The sequence below is a fragment of the Amycolatopsis cynarae genome, from assembly GCF_026802195.1.
Taxonomy (GTDB): domain Bacteria; phylum Actinomycetota; class Actinomycetes; order Mycobacteriales; family Pseudonocardiaceae; genus Amycolatopsis_E; species Amycolatopsis_E rhizosphaerae.
On record NZ_CP113836.1, the window covers coordinates 754,861 to 772,420 of the forward strand.

Here is a 17,560-nt window from a genome sequence, read left to right on the forward strand (position 1 = left end):
ATGAACCGGTTCGACTACGACGTCCTGGTGATCGGCTCGGGTTTCGGGGGCAGCGTCTCCGCCCTGCGGCTGACCGAAAAGGGCTACCGCGTCGGCGTGCTGGAGGCGGGCCGGCGCTTCGCCGACGAGGAGTTCGCGAAGAACTCCTGGCATCTGCGGGACTACCTCTTCGCGCCGGTCGCCGGGTGCTACGGCATCCAGCGCATCACGCTGCTGAAGGACGTGCTGGTGCTGACCGGCGCGGGCGTGGGCGGCGGTTCGCTGGTCTACGCCAACACGCTCTACGAACCGCCCGAGCGGTTCTACCGTGACTCGCAGTGGGGGCACATCACCGACTGGCAGGACGAACTCGCGCCCCACTACGACCAGGCCAAACGAATGCTCGGCGCGACGGAATACCCGCGGGTGACCCCGTCGGACCGGGTCATGCGCGCGGTCGCCGAGGACATCGGTGCCGGCGGCACCTACCACCCGGCGCAGGTGGGCGTGTTCTTCGGGGCACGGGAAGGCCAGACGGTGCCGGACCCGTTCTTCGGCGGGCTCGGCCCGGCCCGCACCGCGTGCACCCACTGCGGCGAGTGCATGACCGGATGCCGCCACAACGCCAAGAACACCCTGGTCAAGAACTACCTGCACCTCGCGGAACTGGCCGGGGCACGGGTGCACGCGCTGACCACGGTGACCGACGTCCGGCCGCTGCCCGGCGGGGGGTACGCCGTGCACGCCCGCCAGACCGGCGGGCGCGGGCGGCGCACCTACACGGCGGAGCAGGTGGTGTTCTCGGCGGCGGCCCTGGGCACCCAGCGGTTGCTGCACCGCCTGCGCGACCGCGGCAGCCTGCCGGGGATCTCGCCGAGGCTGGGCACGCTCTCGCGCACCAACTCCGAGGCGGTGCTGGCGGCACGGGCACGCGGCGACGCGGTGGACTACTCCGAGGGGGTGGCGATCACCTCGTCGATGCACCCCGACGAGCACACCCACATCGAACCGGTGCGCTACGGCCACGGCAGCAACCTCATGGGGCTGCTGAACACGGTGCTGGTCGACGCGGAACCGGGGCGGCCGCGGTGGCTGCTCGGGCTGCGGGAACTGCTGCGGCACCGGCGCGACCTGCCGCGGCTGCTCAACCCGCGCCACTGGTCGGAGCAGACGATCGCGCTGCTGGTGATGCAGAGCCTCGACAACTCGCTGACCACCTACACCCGGCGCGGGCTGTTCGGCCGCCGCATGACGACGCGGCAGGGTATCGGCGAGCCGAACCCGGTGTGGATCCCGGCCGGGCACGACGCCACCCGCCGGGTGGCCGCGAAGATCGACGGGATCGCCGGGGGCGCGTGGAGCGATCTGGCGAACATCCCGCTGACCGGCCACTTCATCGGCGGCTGCGCGATCGGCGACTCGCCGGAGACCGGTGTGGTCGACCCGTACCAGCGGCTCTACGGCCACGAGGGCCTGCACGTGGTGGACGGCTCGGCGATCTCGGCGAACCTCGGCGTGAACCCGTCGCTGACCATCACGGCACAGGCCGAGCGCGCGATGTCGCTGTGGCCCAACAAGGGCGAACCGGACCGGCGGCCCGCGCTCGGCGCGGCCTACGTCCGGCTGGCGCCGGTCGCACCGAAGAACCCGGTGGTGCCGCAGGCCGCGCCGGGGGCGCTGCGCCTGCCGATCAGTCCGAAGTGAACGAAGCGGGGAAGAGCGCGGTGAGCGGAGAAGTCGGGTACCCGGACGAGCCCTGGGACCTGTGCGGCCACGGCTACGTGTCGTTGTGGCTGGTGCCGGAGTGGGCCCTGCCCGAACTGCCGCCCGGGGTGCGGCCGGTGACCGTGGCGGGCCGGGCCGTGGTCGGCACGGCGTTCGTCGACTACCTGCCGGGCGGCCTGCTGCCGTACCACGAGGTGCTGGCCGCGGTGATGGTGCGGCGGGGCGCGCGGTTCGGACTGTCCATTACGGACATCTGGGTGGACAGCCCGGCCTCGCGGGCCGGGGGCCGGGAGCTCTGGGGGATTCCGAAGGAACTGGCCGCGTTCGGGATGGCGCACGGCCGGGTGGCCAGGGCCCGGGCGAGCGAGGGCGACACCCTCTTGGCGGAGGCCGAAGTGCGCAGCGGGCCGGTCGGTCTGCGCATGCCGTTCCCCGTCGTGGGGACGGCGATGCAGATGCTTCGGGGTGCACTGGCCCGCACGCCGATCCGGGCTCGCGGGCGCCTCTCCCTGGCGAAGTCGGCCTGGCGCTTCGGCGGCAGGCTCGGCTGGCTGAACTTCGGCAGGCCGCTGGGTGGCATCGCGGTCCGCGACTTCGAGATGCGCTTCGGCCCCCGACACCACTGACCCCTTTACCGGCGTGCCCGCAGAAGGGCTGCGCGTGGCCGTGAGGGGACCCCTCACAGTCGATAGGGCCAGTGCTCCGGCAAAGTCCGGTCGGGGCGCGATGCCCTGAAGGTCGCCTTCAGGGTCATAAACGCCCTCAAGGCCACCTTGAGGGCACACCCCGGTCCCGGGAGTTCCCCTGTCGCTGCCGTGAGGGGTCCCCTCACGGCAACGCGCTGCGGCGCCGCTACGGCCGGACGGCGCCGAGGCGGACCAGGCGGCTGTCGCCAGGTTCGAGTGGCTGTCCGCAGTGCGCGCACACCGGCCTGACGTGCAGTTCCGCCCCGCACGAGTGCTCCCAGACGGTGGGGGGCGGGCCGTCGGTGACGAAGCGGTCGCCCCAGTCCATCAGGCTCTGCAGGATCGGTGCCAGCGCGCGGCCGGCCTCGGTGGGCACGTATTCGTAGCGCGGGGGCCGGTCCTCGTACTGCTGCTTCTCGAGCACCCCGGCGTCGACGAGCTTGCGCAAGCGGGCCGCGAGGATGTCGCGGCTGGCGCCGGTGTTGGCGACGATCTGGTCGAACCGCCGGGCGCCGAGCAGCACCTCGCGGAGGGCGAGCAGGCTCCATCGCTCGCCGATCACCCCCAACGCGTTCGCGATCGAGCATTCGCGTCCGGCCACGCTTCCCTCCTCGTCTTGAATTCCAACTTAGCACGTGGGATCGCCAGTTGGAGTCTCCAACTGGCCTGCGCGGGAAGAGGTGGACCTGTCGCCCAAACTCGCCCGGCGCCCTTCGGTGCAGGAACGGATCCGAGTTCACCCCCGATGGATTAGGGCGTGCCGGCGGGGGGTAGGCGTTAAGTGGGCGACACCACAACCGAATTGCGGGATCAAAGCCGGCTGTGTTTGCGTTAATAGCTCGGCTGGTCTGCACGTCGTGCCTCCACTCCCTCCTCGCGGGCGCTGTTCCGCTGGATCCTGGGTTGTTCGCGCGCGGCGGAGCAGCACGCCCTTGACCACACCAAGGAGAGGAGGCGGCAGGAGATGAACCGCGATCACATCGACTGGCGGCAGCGTGCCGCCTGCCGGGACGAGGACCCCGAGCTGTTCTTTCCCGTGTCCGAAATGGGCCCGGGGGCCCGGCAGGTCGCGCAGGCGAAGGCCGTCTGCGCGCGGTGCCCCGTCCGCGCCGAATGTCTGGCGAACGCGCTGGACAGCGGCTTGGACTACGGAATCTTCGGTGGAGCCACGGAGGGCGAGCGGCGCAAGCTGTACCGTCGCGCGCGCACCACGGTTGCCTGAGGGAACCCGAGCGAATCGCCGAAGACGCCCGTCGACCAGCCAGGTCGGCGGGCGTTTTCCCGTTCGGCTTGGCCGTGGAGCATCGGCGGGGGTAGCCTTCACGGCCTCGGCCGGAGGCGAAGGCTTCCCACTCGGATAACGAGTCGGTAAACGAAGGCTAAGCTTGTACAGACAGGTCTGTCTGTGCTAAACAGGAGTCACAAGCGGTTGAGTAAGCAGCCGTGGCTCGTGCCCGCCTGGGGGTCGTTTCCGGCGGGGGTGCGCAATCTACGCCCAGATCGAGCCCATCGGAGGTCATTCCGTGGCTACTGCTCTCAGCTCTTCTTCCGCAAGCCTGAACCTATCGCTGTCCCGTCCGGCGCAGGGGGCGATCGTGGTGCACATCGCCGGTGAGGTCGACGCCGCGACCGCTCCCGACCTCGCTGCCGCGCTCGGCCCGATCTGGTCGTCGCGCCCCGCCCGCGTGGTGCTGGACCTCTCGGGCGTGTCGTTCCTGGGGACCGCCGGGCTGTCGGAACTGCTTTTCGCCGCCGAACGGGCGGAGCTGGAGCAGGTGACGCTGCGACTGGTGGGGCCGCACTGCGTCCGTCGCGCGCTGCGGGCGGCGGGACTCACCGACCGGCTCCCGCTCAGTGCCGACCTGGGCGAGGCGCTGGAGCGCTGAGCGGAGTTTTGCTTCCAGTTGTGAGATATTGACGAGGTGAGTTCAGCGCATACCGAACCCCCGAACGGGCAGGCCGTGCACGTCACCACCGAAATGCAGGGCGCTGCCGTCGTGCTGGTGGTGGCCGGTGACATCGACATGGTGACCGCACCGGAGTTCGAGAAGGCGCTCCTGGCCGCTCTCCGTGACCGGCCGGAAGTCCTTGTCGTGGATCTTTCCGCCGTCGAATTCCTCGGTTCGGCCGGGCTGACCGCCCTGGTCACGGCCCGCCAGGAAGCCGGCTCGGACACCGCCCTGCGGGTGGTGGCGGAAAGCAGCACCACCGCCCGCCCGCTCCAGCTCACCGGGCTGGATCAGGAAATCCCGCTCTACCGCACCCGTGAGGAAGCCCTCACGAGCTGATCACCCAGGTGTCCCTTGTGGACAGCGGTGACCTCCGCCCTGCTCGAGCACTTGGCTCGAGCAGGGCTTTTCTTTTCAGCGCACGAATTCGGGGGCCGGGGCGGTGCTGCGGCGGCGGTCGAGCAGTCCGGAGACCGCGGCGACCGCGAGCCCGGCCGCGGCGAGCAGGGCGCCGATCCAGTTGGGAGCGGTGTAGCCGAGGCCGTGCTCGATGGCCAGGCCGCCCAGCCAGGCGCCGCCCGCGTTGCCGAGGTTGAAGGCGGCGATGTTCGCGGCCGAGGCCAGCGCGGGCGCGCCTTCGGCCTTGTCCATCACCCGGGCCTGCAGCGGCGGCACGGTGGCGAACCCGGCCGCGCCGAAGAGGGCGATGGTGATCGCGGCGGGCAGTTGCGCGTGCGCGGTGAACACGAAGATCACGAGCACGATGGCCAGCGCCGCCAGGATCGCGTACAGGCTGGGCATCAGTGCCCGGTCCGCCGCGCGGCCGCCGAGCAGGTTGCCCGCCACGAGCCCGACGCCGAACAGGACGAGCAGCCAGGTCACGGCGCCTGGGGAGAATCCTGCGACGCCGGTCATCATGGGCGCGATGTAGGTGAAGGACGCGAACACCCCGCCGAAGCCGAGTGCGGTCATGGCGAGCGCGAGCCACACCTGCGGCCGTCGGAACACCGCGAGTTCGCTGCGCAGCCCGTCGCCGGGGGCGGTGGTCTGGCGCGGTACGAGCGCGCCGATCCCGATGAGGCCGAGCACGCCGAGGACGCTGACCGCCCAGAAGGTGGACCGCCAGCCCAGTGCCTGACCCAGCGCCGTGCCCGCGGGCACGCCGAGCACGTTGGCCACGGTCAGGCCGGTGAACATCAGCGCGATGGCACTGGCCTGGCGGGAGGGGGCGACCAGGGAGGCGGCGACGACCGAGCCGACGCCGAAGAACGCCCCGTGGGCGAATGCGGCGACGATCCGGCCGATGAGCAGCACCGCGTAACCGGGCGCGAGCGCGGAGATGAGGTTGCCCACGATGAACAGGCCCATCAGGGCGAGCAGCACGGTCTTGCGGGGTAGCCGGGAGCCGAGCGCGGTCAGCGCGGGCGCGCCGATCACCACCCCCAGTGCGTAACCGGAGATGAGCAGGCCCGCGGTGGGAATCGACACCCCGAAGTCGCCCGCGACCTCGGGCAGCAGGCCCATGATCACGAACTCGGTGGTGCCGATGCCGAACGCGGACAGGGCCAGTGCGAGCAGGGCGACAGGCATGGATCCGTTCCTCGGGCAAAGAGTGGTGCGTGTGCAACTAGGCGCGTCCACAATAGTTGCACACGCTGGTTATTTCGAGCGACGCCTACCGTAGCATGCAATGATGGGGGAGGAACCCTGGAACGCCCCGAGGAGTGGTGAACCGTGTCACTCGACGACGACGCCGTCGAAGCTCGCGCCCAGGGCTGGCGCACGCTGGCCGCGCTGCACGCCCTGATCGAGGACAAACTCGAACGGGCCCTTCAGCAGGCACACGTACTGTCCGTCAGCGAGTACGGCGTGCTCGACGTCCTCGCCCGGCAGGACGGCTTCCACCTGCGCATGAACCAGCTGTCCAACGCCGTGGTGCTCAGCCAGTCGGCCACCACGCGCCTGGTCAGCCGGCTGGAGAACCGGGGACTGCTCCAGCGGTATCTGTGCGCCGACGACCGGCGAGGGATCTACACCGAGGTCACCCCGGCGGGGCAGCGCCTGCTCGCCGACGCCCGTCCCACCCACGACGCGGCGCTCGCCGAGGCACTGGCCGAGGCCGGGGGCTCGCCGACGCTGGCCCCCCTGGTGGACGCGCTGGGCTCGCTCGCGTATCGGTCCACTGTGGAGGGCGGAACGGGACCAAGGGCGGTACCGAATCGGTGACCTTCGCCCCTGCTGGGCACGGGGCCGGGCAGGCAGAGTGGGGCTGTCAGGCGTAACACGAGTCGGAGGCCGCCATGCCGAGCAGCGAAATCAAGATCCTCGGAGTCCGTGAATGTCTGGCTCTGCTGCGATCGGTACCGGTGGGCCGCGTCGTGTTCACCGAGGGGGCGCTGCCCGCCATCCGGCCGGTCAACTTCGCCGTGATCGACGGGGTGGTGGTGATCCGCGGCGCCCGCGGGTCCTGGGCGGACAAGCTCCACAACACGGTGGTCGCGTTCGAAGCCGACGAGATCGACATCGCCACGCACACCGGCTGGAACGTGGTCGTCATCGGCAAGGCCCAGCTGGTGACCGACATCGACGAGATGGTGGAGCTGATCCAGCCGATGAGCCGCCCGTGGGCCACCGGACACCGCGACCGGCTGCTGAAGGTGGAGATGGAGCAGATCAGCGGTCGCAGGCTGGTCCCCGCCCACGCCGCCGTCCTGCACCAGGTCACCCCCTCCTAGTCCACAGAGGACGATTCTCGCCCCTGATGGGGCCTGCTGCGAGCCGTGAAGGGTCCCTTCACAGCCGATTCGACGGTGAAGGGACCCTTCACGGCATAACGCCCGACCGGACTTTGCCGGGGCACTGGCCGAAGGGGCGGTTCAGAGGCCGTGGCGGCGGTCACCGGCCACCCGCGCGGCCAGTTCTCGTTCGGCCTCCGCGGAGAACGGGCCGCTCCGGTGCCGGTCCAGCGCTTGCCGGGTTTCCTCCTCGACGAGGTCGGCGTTGATCGCCGCCCCCGCCGCGAGCCCGGCGGCGGCCGCGCCGATCACCTGAGCCGTCGGATCGGTGACGTTCCCGGCCACCCACACCCCCGGCACCGCGGTCGCGCCCCCGGGATCGGACGGTACGGCCGTCGCGATCACGACTCCGTCGACCACCTTGTCGACGGCCTCCAACCCCAGCCCGGAGAGGAAGCCGGCGCGGGCGGCCGGCCGTGGGGCGACCACGATCGCTTCCCGCGGCACCAGTTCGCCCGAGCGGAGCCGGACACCGGTGAGCGTGTCGCCGGTCACCTCCAGTGCCGCTACCTCGCCCGGCACCACGCGGATCCCCCGGGCCGCCAGCCGGGCGGTATCCGCGGCGGCGGGCTCGGCGAGGTGGCCGAAGAGGACCACGTCCTCGCTCAGTTGGCGGAACAGCAGGGCCTGGTGCACCGCCATCGGCCCAGTGGCCAGGATGCCGATCGCCCGGTCCTGGACCTCCCAGCCGTGGCAGTACGCGCAGTGCAGCACGTCCCGGCCCCACCGCTGGGCCAGCCCGGGAAGATCGGGCAGTTCGTCCACCGCACCGGTGGCGACGAGCAGGCGCCGGGCGGCCACCGTGCGGCCGGTGTCGAGCCGCAGCCGGAATCCGTCGCCTGCCGTCTCGGCCGACAGCACGCGGGCATCGACCATTTCGCCGCCGTACCCGGTGACCTCGGCCCGGCCGAGGGCGCGTAGTTCGGCAGGCGGCGTGTTCTCGCGGCCCAGATAGTTGTGCACGTGCCCGGCCGGGGCGTTGCGCGGCTCGCCCGCGTCGATCACCAGGACCGAGCGCCGGGACCGCGCGAGGGCGAGTGCCCCGCTGAGTCCCGCGCTGCCCGCACCGATGACCACTACGTCGTACTTCTCGCTCTTCATGGTCTCGACTATTCACACGGACCAGCGACGCTGACAAAGTTCTTTGCCGGAACGGCAAATCATCGGTGTGCGCCGAGTGCGGCGGCCAGCGCGTCCCTGACCTCGCCATCGCCCGGGGCGGGCCGGTCCCGTTCGGCGGCGAGCACGGCCAGCGAAGTCATCGGCTCGGACAGTCCACACGAGACAAAACTGTCGAAGACGGCCATGTCCGGGGCGACGTTGACGCAGAAGCCATGGCTGCTGACCCCGCCGCGGATACGCATGCCGATCGAGGCGACCTTGCGGTGGTCCGGGGTCCACACACCGACCAGGCTGGGACCGCCGACGAGCTGCCCCGGGCCGTGATAGGTGGCCTGGCCACCCCGGTCCACCGGCACGGTGGGCAGTCCGGACGCCGCGGACGGCAGGTCCACGGGCGAGGTGCGGGGACCGAAGGTGACGACGGGATGCGACAGCAGGAAGAGCCGGTCACCTTCCCGGCCCTCCTGGCATTCGGCCACCCAGGCCCTCATCCACTCCGATGCCGTGGCGTAGGGGATCTCGCCCAGATCCACCCGGGTGAGATCGGGGAACGCCGAACGCGTGGTCACCGCGCGATGATACGACCGCCGTCTTTCAAGATCGACGATGCAACCCGGCGGGCCAGATCCGCGTAGGAGCGGGTGACCGTGAGCAAACAGCACTCAGGAGGCCACCGGTGCGAAGTCGCGACGACGAGTTCGCCGAGTTCTTCACCGCGCGCTTCGATTTCGCCCGGCGGATCGCGTATTCCCTGTGCCGGGACTGGGACGAGGCGGAGGAGATTGCCCAGGCGGCGTTCGTCCGGATCTACAGCCGCTGGCCCCGTGTCCGGCGGGACGGGGCGGACGCCTACCTGCGGATGGTGGTGACCAGGGGCTTCCTCGACAACCACCGGCGCGGCCGGGCACGTGAGCGGGCCGTCGCCGAGCCGCCGGACCGTCCGGCGCCGACGGAAGCGCCGGGCGGGGAACCACTGGCCGAAGCACTCCGGCGCGTGCCGCCCAAACAACGGGCCGTGCTCGTCCTCCGGTTCGTGCAGGACCTGTCCGTGGAGCAGACCGCCGAGACACTCGGGTGCTCCACGGGAAACGTCAAGAGCCAGACCATGCGCGGCCTCCACACGTTGCGCGCGGCTTACCAGGAGCTGACCGGCGAACCGCTGGCAGCGATGAGGAAGGGGTGAGGTACGTGAACGACGACGAGACCCGGGAGGCGTTGCAAACGCTGCTCGACGAACCGGCGCCACCGGCAAGGACCGGCCTGGAAGACGTGGTGCGGCGGGGACGGCGCCGGGTGCTGGCGCGGCGGCTCGGCTCCGCCGCGGCGGTGCTCGCCGTGGTGGCCGGCGTGGGGATAGCCTCGACGAGCCTGCGTGCGACACCGGAAACCGTGCAGTCCGCTTCGGGTGGCGCTTCACTGCCGGGATGGCAGACCGTCAACGTGCCGGCGATCGTCGTCATACCGAAAGGCGACCTGACGCTGGGAGAAGCCGAGAAGGTCGGACCGGTGTGCAGGAGCAGTGCCCAGACCAGCGTTTCGGTTGAGGGCACGACACTGCCGGAGCAGACGGTCGTGCAGGCGTTCGTCCAGGCGGTGGCCGCGGCCGCACCCGGTGCGAAAGTAGTCCAGACCCACCTGTTCTGGGAGGCGCCGACGAGGGGCATGCTGCGGGCCGACATCACGAGCCAGAAATCCGCCGGCGGGATCGACCTGATGGCCGACCGCTACCGCGGCACCGCACAACAGGCCGCGGACGCGGATGCCCACGCCGACGGGAACTGCTCGTCACCGCAACGGCGGACGCTGCCCAACGGCGTCGTCCTGCAGTTGTACAGTCCGCAACTGCTCAAGGGTGACGTGCAGGTCCAGTCGCTGCGCGTCTACGGCCCGAACGGACGGCTGTACGTGCTGAACATGCGTTCCTCCCTCACGGGAGGCGGCAACGTCGTCCACTCCGGCCCGGGTGCCTTCCCGTTGCTGGAAGCGCAGTTCGCTCAGGTCGGCACGCGACTGGCCGAATTGCCGTAGGGCGCGTAAGGCAGGCGAGCCAGCGCGAGCGCACGCCGCTCGATGACCCGCATCCGGGCCGCCCGTTCGACCGGATCGGCGTGCGCAGGGTCCTGGGTCACCTGGCCGGGCCATTTCCGGTAGAGAAGCCCGCATTCGGCGAGGAAGTAGCCGTCCGACACGGTACTTGCCGCAAGGAGAAGGCCGGTGTCCTCGGAGGCGGGTAGTGCCATCCAGCCACCCAGCGCCACCACCAGATCATGGCGGAGGCACAGGGTGGCTGGATGCACGTGGGTGCGATGGTCGTGGGTGCGCCAGTGTTCGAGCACCGACCCTCGGGGCAGGACGCCCGGCGGCGGATCGCTCGCGAACCCGGCCGTGGTGCCGTCCGGCAGCAGATCCCGGGCCGCCGAGGTGGTCCAGCCCACCTCGGGGCGCACGGACAGCACGCCGATGTCCCGGCTCAGCGCGCCCGGGGCGAGGCGATCGTCCGCATCCAGCACCTTGACCAGTTCGCCCTCCGCGCGGGCGAGCGCCATGGTCCGCGCCACGCCCGGTCCGCCGCGCCTGCCGCCGCCCGTGCTGATCCGGCCGTCTTCGGGGAGCGCTTCCCGCAGGACGCCGTCCTGGCCGTCCTCCTGCACGATCCATTGCCAGGTCCACTCTTCCGGTAGATCCTGCGCACACAGCGACCGGTAGGCCTCAGGGAGGTAGGCGACGCTGGGCGGGTGGACCGCGGTGATCACCGAGACGCAGTGTTTCGTCACACCGGCCATTGAACCGGTGCGCCGGACACGGACGGCGGGTGAGACGCCTCAACGCTCGTCTCTCCCACTTGCGGCCGGGTCCGGACGGACGGTACTACGGTGGCGGCAACGCCGAAAGCGCTCGGACCTGGAGGTCATGTGCGGTACAAGGGACCACTGCCGAAACGAGTGGTCGATCCGGTCAACGCCTGGCTGATGGGACTTCGCTCCTCCCCGCGGTGGGGGCGGCTGGTGAGCGGGCACTTCACCGTCGTCACCTACACCGGCCGTCGCTCGGGACGCACCTTCAGCCTGCCGGTCGCCTTCCGGCGCGACGGCGACCTCGTCACGATCAGCGTCAGCATGCCGGAGAAAAAGATGTGGTGGCGCAATTTCACGGATGAGGGCGGTCCGGTCACGCTGCACCTGGACGGAACCGACCGCCCGGGCCACGCCCTCGCCCGGGTCGGCGACAAGGGCCGCGTCACCGTCACCGTCCGCCTCGGCAACGGCCGGAACTCCGTCTGACGTCCGACTTGGCCCAAGCGGGGTAGAGTTCGCCGGGCTGTCGTCGGAACGGTTCGCCCGGGGCCTGGAGCATTGCGTTGAGTCACCACGACTTGTTCATGCTCGGCGGCCTCGTCGTGAACTACGTTGTTCATGAGGTGGGGCACCTGCTCGGGGCCGGCATCACGGGGCTCCGAGGGCGAGGGGTGGTTCTCTTCGGGGTCCGGTTCGGTCGCGGCTTGAATGGCCTGCGGGGGGTCGGTCACAAGAACGCGGTTGTCGTGAGCCGCGTAGCGCGCCTGTGGCGACTGCGGTTCGGAATACTTGTCCTGTCGGGGTCGTTGGCCAATCTCGCCCTCGGGCTGGTCGCCGCGGGCATGTTCACCGCGCAGACTTCAGTGTGGGCCGGGGATGCCCTGGTCGGGCTCGCCCTGGCCGCGATCTCCTTGGGTCTGGTGAACCTGGCGCCCTGGGTGACGAGAAAGGGCGAGGTACGGGGCGGCGGGACCGGCCCGCTCATTCGTCGAGCGAGCGGTTCGCCTGAACCCCTCTGACGTGATCGTGCAGCTGGCTGAAAGAGCGTCGGGGGCGGCGCCCCGGGAAGGTGCATCGTGTTAACTGCTGGCTGGCACGACCACCGCACTTGTAGGTTTCTGTGGTGGATGTCGACAACACAACCGTGATCCGGTTCGCCGAGGTTGAGGATGCGGAGTCCCTTGCCCGTATCCATGTGGCCTCGCGCGCCGCGACGATGCCGTACTTGCCTGCGCAGCGGTACACACTGGGCGAAGTGATCGACTGGATCCGGGATGTCGTCCTGCGGACGTGTCGGACCACGGTGGCGGTGCGCCGCGACGAAGTTGTCGGCTACGCCGCGGTCGAGGGTGATGTGCTCGAGCAGCTGTACGTGCGTCCGGACCTCTTGCGCCAAGGGATCGGCACGCTGCTCCTGGACGAAGTGCTGCGAGACAACTCGGGTGGTGTATCGCTGCGCGTCTTCCAGCAGAACACCGATGCCCGCGCCTTCTACCAACGTCACGGCTTCGACCTGATCGACACCAGCGACGGCAGTCACAACATGGAGGGGCTGCCGGACATGGTGCTGCGCTGGACACCATGATCGAAAACAACAAAACCCCAGGTCGATGACCTGGGGTGATGGTGCGCCATCAGGGACTCGAACCCCGAACCCGCTGATTATCGGACCGGGTTTGTCGCTACTTGTCCATACCTCTCGACACCGATGACCGACTGGGCGCAGGTTCTGCGAGCTGACCGGTGGGGATTGCGGCTAAGCACGGGTGCGTCAGAGGCTGAGTTGGTGGATGCCGAGCGGGTTCTGGGCATCGGCCTACCGCCGCATCTTCGGGAATTCCTGGCCTTCACGAACGGCTTCGAGGATCCGGACGGTCAGTGGTGGCCTGCGTGGTCATGTGGGGTCATTGCCGCCGACAACCTGCGTGTCTGGCGGTCCGAGATGTTGCCGGAGGATTTACTCGCCTTCGGCGACGATGGTGCGAGCACTTGCTTCTGCGTGCAGGCTGACATCGACAAGCTTGAGATTGTCCGGTGGTTCTGGATCGGACAGAACGTTGAAACGACCCTCCTCGACCTGCCGACCTTTTGGCGTCGTTGGTACGCCGATCCGACTTGAGGTCAACACCCCTGTGTCTGTTCGCGGATCCAGGTGAGGTATTCCGGGTTCCCGTCGCGATCTCCGGACAGTTCGAGGGACTGAAGGCTCTGCCTGGGTGACGTCGCACGTGTTCCGCAAGACATGCGCCACGATCCTGGACGAGGCCCGGTTCACTCCACGTCAGATCGCTGACCAGTTCGGGCACGCGCGGCCGTCGCTCACCCAGGACGTGTACGTCGGTCGGAAGGTCGCGAACCCCGCCGCGGCGGACGCATTGCAGGAGGGGTTGGGTACGTAGTCAGCGGCGAAAGGGGCGGGTTTCGGTTGGCTGTGATCTTGAAACAACAAAACCCCAGGTCGATGACCTGGGGTGATGGTGCGCCATCAGGGACTCGAACCCCGAACCCGCTGATTAAGAGTCAGCTGCTCTGCCAGTTGAGCTAATGGCGCCGGATCTCCGGGCCGCTTCGGTTTCCCTCGGCGACGTGGAAAAGATTAGCACGGTCTTCGTGGCGTTCACGCAGGGGGGTCGCAACGGTGCCCCACCCACCCGAGTGGCGTCATCGCCGCAGGTGAGCGGCCCGACGCTCGCACCATGGCCCCACCCTGGGCGGGTGACCGGCGGGCGGGAGCATCGGGCCGCGATGGTGAGGACCGTCACTGTCGGTAGTCAATCTGCTTCGAGGTTCTCACGAGGGAAGTCGCGCACCTTGAGCTTGGCCATGCGGCCGTCGGGGTGATGCCAGACCACACCCTCGTGGGGGAAGCCGGTGAACGCGGCACGGAGTCCCTCGAAGTCCCGCGGGACGGCGATCACTTCGGCCTGGGCGTGCCCGAGGAGCAGGTGGCGGTCCAAGCCCTCCGGATTCCCGTTGATCTTCGGGCCGCACAGCTCGTACGTGCCGGGTTCGAAGACGCGATCGTCCATGGCGGATGCCAGGTGCTTCCAGAACGCGGACTGCTGTGCGGGTTCCCACCCCATGGTCTTGCCGGTGTTCGCGTCGTGTTCGACTTCGACGAAACCCGTCGGCGGGTTCTTGCCCGCCTTCACCTCACGTCTCGCCCACCAGTGCGCCCCGTCGAACATCACGCAGGTGCCGTCGTACTTCCGGGTCGCCACACCCTCGCCGTCGAGCACCCACCGGCAGTGGGGGTGCACCTCGGGCAGCACGAACCGCATGTCGTCGGGGTTCCGCCTGAACAACGTCGGAATCTTCCTCATCCGCCAGTCCCTCCCAGAGCATCCGTCAACGCGAGACCGGCGGAGTCTAAACAGCGGATTCCCCTCACTGACACGGATTTTCCCGGCACACAGCCGCCAGGTGCGCCGAAAAACCGTTTCGGCCCAAAGCAATGCCCCTGGCACTCTGAACGGCGACCACGAGGGGGAACCATGCTTGCCGTCGAGCTCATCCGCCGTACCAAGCGCGTCCCGGCGCCGGCCGGCCCGTCCGGAGACGGAACCACCGCCGCCCGTCAGCTCGACGCTGCCCTCATGGACGCCGGATTCAAGCTCTCCACCCAACTACTCGAGCACCTTTCGGGCCTGTCGCCCGAGGCAGTGATCGACGCGGGGGCGCAAATGCTCACCGCGGTGCGGGAACTCGTGGGCGACCACGTCGAGCACAACGTGTATTTCAAGGAGTTCCCGCACGGCGTGCCCGACACCCTGACCTTCTGGCTTGCCTGCATCACCGAGGCGTTCGCCGCCGATGCGGCCACCGCCGAGCGGGTGGCGGTGAACCTCGCCAGTTTTGGCGCCGTCAACCTGTTGGACCTGCCGAAGTACGGGCGCTACCAGCACACCTACGCGGAGATGCTGGCCGTGCACGAGGAGTTGATCCATTCCGCGGGGGACCGGGTCACCGTGCTGCACCTCGGCGGCACTCTCGACGACGAGGCCCACCGTGCGTACCTGCAACTCGCGGCAACCGCCGTGCCGCTTCCCCAGCACGACATGAGCCTGCTGGAAGTCCTCGCTGAGCGGTGCGCGAACGGCGCCCAGCCCGAACGCATCCCCGTGCGCGAGGTGCGGGCTTTGATCAACCGGGTTCGGTTCGTCAACGGCAAGACCGTCCTGGTGGACACCGTCACCGACGTGCTCCGGCTCGCCTGCGCGCTCTCCGGCGGTGACACCACGCTCGAAACCTCCACCCGGTTCCGCTCGTTCCCGCGCCGCGACCGGGTCGCCCTGCTCACCGCACTCGACTCCGTGGCCGCCGACCCCGCCAAGCTCGGCGACGTGAACCGGCACGCCCGCGCGTGGGTGCGGCTCGCCGGCGGGCTGCACCCCGAGGACCACGCCCGCACCTGTCCCAGCGCGAATGCGGTGTTCGCGGTCGCCCGCGGCGATCTGACGGCCAGGGTCGTTCCAGCAGCGGGTGGAGGAGGCGTTCGGCTGCCACGACATCACGGGCGCGGCGCGGCTGCTGGGCGCCGCCCCGGGCCTGTTGCTGCGCAACCTCGACCGTCTGCTTCGGGCCGCCGCCCAGGACACGGAGACGGCGATCCTGGAAGCCCTGATCGCGGCGGCGCCGAACGTGGCGGGCCGGGTCCTGCTGTCGGTGCGGGAGCATCTGGTCGACCGCGCCGACCGGGATGGCACCAAGCGCGTGTTCACCAACCGCCGGGGCCGTTCCTGGGTCGCCGACGAAAACCGGCCGCCGCTGTCGCGCGCGCTGGTCGCCGACGTGTGCGCCGTGATCGACGCCGAAATCACCCGCAGGCTCGCCGGGATGGTGGAGGGTACGTTGCTGGTCGACCCGGAGATCCTCGGTGTCGCGCTGCCGTTGTCGGGCAAGACGTCCCCGAGGGGGATGGGCGTGGTGCCGCGCGGCTCGATGCAGCGCGTCAGCGGGGAGGTGCTTTCGTTCTTCGTCCACTGGCGACAGTCGGAGCTGACCACGGACTACGACCTGTCCACCTCGCTGCTCGACGCGAACTTCGGCGAGGTCGGGTACCTGGCCTATACCAGGCTGCGGCACGGCGGCCGCAACGGGGCGGTGCACTCGGGTGACGTGGTCGAGGCCGCCGACGGGGCAAGCGAATTCATCGACGTCCCGCTGGCGCACCTGAAGGCGTGCTTCATCGTGCCGCAGGTACTCCTGTTCTCGGGGGAGCCGTTCCACCGGGCGGAGGAGGTGTTCTTCGGTTACCAGACGCGGGATCGCGCGCAGAAGGGCGAACCCTATGAGGCGCGCACCGTGCGCGCGAAATCCGACCTGGCGGGCGGGGGCCGCGTGGCCTATCCGGTGATCTTCCTCCGCGGGGACGACGGCACCTGGTGGGCGAAGTGGCTCCACCTGTACGCCAAGGGCCGTTCCGGCATGAACACGCTGGAAGGCACCCGGCCCACGACCGGCCTGCTGGCGCGCGGTGTCGTCGAGCGCAGGTACCTGACCTTCGGGTATCTGGTCTCGCTCGCCGGGAAGCACGCCAGGGTGGAGTACTACACCGGACAGGAGACCACGGGCGCGGTCACCTACCTCGGCTGGGACCGGCCCGACGGGCTCCCCGAGGGTGCGCGGGTGATCACGATCGACAATCTGGTGGAAATGATCCCGGAGTGAAGGCCGTTGCGCTACCATGAAATCGCGGAGGCCTTGAGGGGACTTCCTTCTCAACCCTCACAAGGTATGTGACTCCTTAGTCCTCTCCACTCCTCCGTTTCGACGAAGGAAGAGCCCCGGCGAGCACGCCGCCGGGGCTCTTCTTCGTTACTGCCGTTCCTCTCAAGACGAGAGGTGGTTGTTCAGTTGTGGAGGAGAGGAAATCTCTTCGGGTCAGAAACCTGGCGGAGAGTTAACTGAGAAAACACACCTCGTCCGCGAATGGCGGATTCCGTTTCGGGGTCGAGGAATTGTATGTGTGAAGTGTCTGGCGGTGGGTCAGCCGACGATGACGACCTGGGTCGCGCTCGCCGTCGCACCGCCCAGCGCGAGGGCGCCGTTCGCCGCGAACACGTTGTCGATGTGGGAGGGGGTGCTGAGGCCCAGTGCCTCGCGGCTGGGCAGCAGCTCGGCGTCCTGGGTGGCCAGCACCTCGATGATCTCCTTCATGGGATACCTCCTGATGGTTTTTCCTCAGTTATTCGGGATGTTTCCCGAATGAGACCAGTTTCGTGCCCGCTCGTCACTGGCCCGTCACTTGAAAAACAATCCAGGAGCGCCATTCGAGTGGTCGTGCCCCGCGCCTCTTTCCCAACCAACCCCACCAATCCCAATCCCCCCACCACCCACTCCAACACTCACAAAACCCCCGCCCACCCCTCCCGAAACCCCGCCGATCGAATCGCCGCCGGTGCCCTCGTTCTATGGCCCTGTCAGGGGCCATAGGAATCCCGCTGGTCGGTTGCTGTTGTGCTCAGCGCTTGCCAGGGCGGGGGGCTCGCACCGTGGGGGTCTGGGGG

23 protein-coding genes and 1 tRNA gene are annotated in these 17,560 nt (G+C 69.2%); 15 read left to right on the forward strand and 9 right to left on the reverse strand.

Translation table 11 applies throughout. The features are described from left to right. Both ORV05_RS03610 and ORV05_RS03615 read left to right on the forward strand, forming a co-directional pair. Window positions 1-1,683 carry an FAD-dependent oxidoreductase gene (locus tag ORV05_RS03610; protein ID WP_268757026.1) on the forward strand — a complete coding sequence of 561 codons (1,683 nt, stop codon included), beginning with the start codon at window positions 1-3 and terminating at the stop codon, window positions 1,681-1,683. A gap of 20 nt (window positions 1,684-1,703) precedes the next feature. Further along, window positions 1,704-2,330, forward strand: coding sequence for an acetoacetate decarboxylase family protein (locus ORV05_RS03615; protein WP_268757027.1), 627 nt, complete (start codon window positions 1,704-1,706; stop codon window positions 2,328-2,330). Window positions 2,331-2,556: 226 nt separating this feature from the next. Here ORV05_RS03615 and ORV05_RS03620 read toward each other — a convergent pair whose 3' ends face one another. Further along, window positions 2,557-2,991, reverse strand: a complete 435-nt coding sequence (locus tag ORV05_RS03620) for a winged helix-turn-helix transcriptional regulator (protein ID WP_268757028.1) — start codon at window positions 2,989-2,991, stop codon at window positions 2,557-2,559. Window positions 2,992-3,354: 363 nt separating this feature from the next. Between ORV05_RS03620 and ORV05_RS03625 the strand changes: the two genes are divergently transcribed. The 3 genes from ORV05_RS03625 to ORV05_RS03635 all read left to right on the forward strand — a co-directional run bounded on the left by ORV05_RS03625 (window position 3,355) and on the right by ORV05_RS03635 (window position 4,678). Next, window positions 3,355-3,612 carry a WhiB family transcriptional regulator gene (locus ORV05_RS03625; RefSeq protein ID WP_144591612.1) on the forward strand — a complete coding sequence of 86 codons (258 nt, stop codon included), beginning with the start codon at window positions 3,355-3,357 and terminating at the stop codon, window positions 3,610-3,612. 301 nt (window positions 3,613-3,913) lie between these two features. Beyond that, entirely contained in the window at window positions 3,914-4,276 is a 363-nt protein-coding gene (locus tag ORV05_RS03630) for an STAS domain-containing protein (protein ID WP_268757029.1), read from the forward strand. A gap of 36 nt (window positions 4,277-4,312) precedes the next feature. Next, window positions 4,313-4,678: an STAS domain-containing protein gene (locus ORV05_RS03635; protein ID WP_268757030.1), complete on the forward strand. Its 366-nt coding sequence runs from the start codon at window positions 4,313-4,315 to the stop codon at window positions 4,676-4,678. A 75-nt stretch (window positions 4,679-4,753) separates the two neighbouring features. Here the strand turns inward: ORV05_RS03635 and ORV05_RS03640 are convergent, their stop codons facing one another. Continuing rightward, window positions 4,754-5,929 (reverse strand): MFS transporter, encoded by a 1,176-nt coding sequence (locus ORV05_RS03640; RefSeq protein ID WP_268757031.1) that lies wholly within the window; start codon window positions 5,927-5,929, stop codon window positions 4,754-4,756. Window positions 5,930-6,073: 144 nt separating this feature from the next. On the opposite strand from ORV05_RS03640, the gene ORV05_RS03645 reads away from it, so the two are divergent. Next, window positions 6,074-6,565, forward strand: coding sequence for a MarR family winged helix-turn-helix transcriptional regulator (locus ORV05_RS03645; RefSeq protein WP_268757032.1), 492 nt, complete (start codon window positions 6,074-6,076; stop codon window positions 6,563-6,565). 74 nt (window positions 6,566-6,639) lie between these two features. Continuing rightward, window positions 6,640-7,074 carry a pyridoxamine 5'-phosphate oxidase family protein gene (locus ORV05_RS03650; RefSeq protein WP_268757033.1) on the forward strand — a complete coding sequence of 145 codons (435 nt, stop codon included), beginning with the start codon at window positions 6,640-6,642 and terminating at the stop codon, window positions 7,072-7,074. A 141-nt stretch (window positions 7,075-7,215) separates the two neighbouring features. Here the strand turns inward: ORV05_RS03650 and ORV05_RS03655 are convergent, their stop codons facing one another. Beyond that, the gene (locus ORV05_RS03655) at window positions 7,216-8,235 is read right to left on the reverse strand and encodes an NAD(P)/FAD-dependent oxidoreductase (RefSeq protein WP_268757034.1); all 1,020 of its coding nucleotides are present in this window, start codon (window positions 8,233-8,235) and stop codon (window positions 7,216-7,218) included. Between the two features lie 59 nt (window positions 8,236-8,294). Next, the gene (locus ORV05_RS03660) at window positions 8,295-8,825 is read right to left on the reverse strand and encodes a lipoyl(octanoyl) transferase LipB (protein WP_268757035.1); all 531 of its coding nucleotides are present in this window, start codon (window positions 8,823-8,825) and stop codon (window positions 8,295-8,297) included. Between the two features lie 107 nt (window positions 8,826-8,932). On the opposite strand from ORV05_RS03660, the gene ORV05_RS03665 reads away from it, so the two are divergent. After that, window positions 8,933-9,439 (forward strand): SigE family RNA polymerase sigma factor, encoded by a 507-nt coding sequence (locus ORV05_RS03665; protein ID WP_268757036.1) that lies wholly within the window; start codon window positions 8,933-8,935, stop codon window positions 9,437-9,439. Window positions 9,440-9,444: 5 nt separating this feature from the next. Further along, on the forward strand, window positions 9,445-10,284 hold the full coding sequence (locus ORV05_RS03670) for a hypothetical protein (RefSeq protein ID WP_268757037.1): 840 nt from the start codon (window positions 9,445-9,447) through the stop codon (window positions 10,282-10,284). Here ORV05_RS03670 and ORV05_RS03675 read toward each other — a convergent pair. Then, window positions 10,251-11,030, reverse strand: a complete 780-nt coding sequence (locus ORV05_RS03675) for a glycosyltransferase (protein WP_268757038.1) — start codon at window positions 11,028-11,030, stop codon at window positions 10,251-10,253. The genes ORV05_RS03670 and ORV05_RS03675 overlap by 34 nt on opposite strands. 138 nt (window positions 11,031-11,168) lie before the next feature. On the opposite strand from ORV05_RS03675, the gene ORV05_RS03680 reads away from it, so the two are divergent. From ORV05_RS03680 to ORV05_RS03700, 5 genes are all read left to right on the forward strand, one after another. Then, window positions 11,169-11,537, forward strand: a complete 369-nt coding sequence (locus ORV05_RS03680) for a nitroreductase/quinone reductase family protein (RefSeq protein ID WP_407652682.1) — start codon at window positions 11,169-11,171, stop codon at window positions 11,535-11,537. A 98-nt stretch (window positions 11,538-11,635) separates the two neighbouring features. After that, window positions 11,636-12,070, forward strand: coding sequence for a hypothetical protein (locus tag ORV05_RS03685; protein WP_268757039.1), 435 nt, complete (start codon window positions 11,636-11,638; stop codon window positions 12,068-12,070). A 104-nt stretch (window positions 12,071-12,174) separates the two neighbouring features. Further along, on the forward strand, window positions 12,175-12,636 hold the full coding sequence (locus ORV05_RS03690) for a GNAT family N-acetyltransferase (RefSeq protein WP_268757040.1): 462 nt from the start codon (window positions 12,175-12,177) through the stop codon (window positions 12,634-12,636). Between the two features lie 201 nt (window positions 12,637-12,837). Next, window positions 12,838-13,170 (forward strand): SMI1/KNR4 family protein, encoded by a 333-nt coding sequence (locus ORV05_RS03695; protein ID WP_268757041.1) that lies wholly within the window; start codon window positions 12,838-12,840, stop codon window positions 13,168-13,170. A gap of 97 nt (window positions 13,171-13,267) precedes the next feature. Next, complete coding sequence (locus ORV05_RS03700; protein ID WP_407652683.1) at window positions 13,268-13,450, forward strand: site-specific integrase; 183 nt, start codon at window positions 13,268-13,270, stop codon at window positions 13,448-13,450. Between the two features lie 76 nt (window positions 13,451-13,526). On the opposite strand, the gene ORV05_RS03705 is transcribed toward ORV05_RS03700, so the two are convergent. The 3 genes from ORV05_RS03705 to ORV05_RS03715 all read right to left on the reverse strand — a co-directional run bounded on the left by ORV05_RS03705 (window position 13,527) and on the right by ORV05_RS03715 (window position 15,454). Continuing rightward, window positions 13,527-13,602: transfer RNA gene (locus ORV05_RS03705), tRNA-Lys, on the reverse strand. 220 nt (window positions 13,603-13,822) lie between these two features. After that, window positions 13,823-14,374 (reverse strand): hypothetical protein, encoded by a 552-nt coding sequence (locus tag ORV05_RS03710; protein WP_268757042.1) that lies wholly within the window; start codon window positions 14,372-14,374, stop codon window positions 13,823-13,825. 303 nt (window positions 14,375-14,677) lie between these two features. After that, complete coding sequence (locus tag ORV05_RS03715; RefSeq protein WP_268757043.1) at window positions 14,678-15,454, reverse strand: hypothetical protein; 777 nt, start codon at window positions 15,452-15,454, stop codon at window positions 14,678-14,680. Between the two features lie 79 nt (window positions 15,455-15,533). Here ORV05_RS03715 and ORV05_RS03720 point away from each other — a divergent pair, with 79 nt between their 5' ends. Then, window positions 15,534-16,721 (forward strand): TerD family protein, encoded by a 1,188-nt coding sequence (locus ORV05_RS03720; RefSeq protein WP_268757044.1) that lies wholly within the window; start codon window positions 15,534-15,536, stop codon window positions 16,719-16,721. Window positions 16,722-17,039: 318 nt separating this feature from the next. Here the strand turns inward: ORV05_RS03720 and ORV05_RS03725 are convergent, their stop codons facing one another. Beyond that, entirely contained in the window at window positions 17,040-17,210 is a 171-nt protein-coding gene (locus tag ORV05_RS03725) for a hypothetical protein (RefSeq protein ID WP_268757045.1), read from the reverse strand. Window positions 17,211-17,560: the final 350 nt, after the last annotated feature.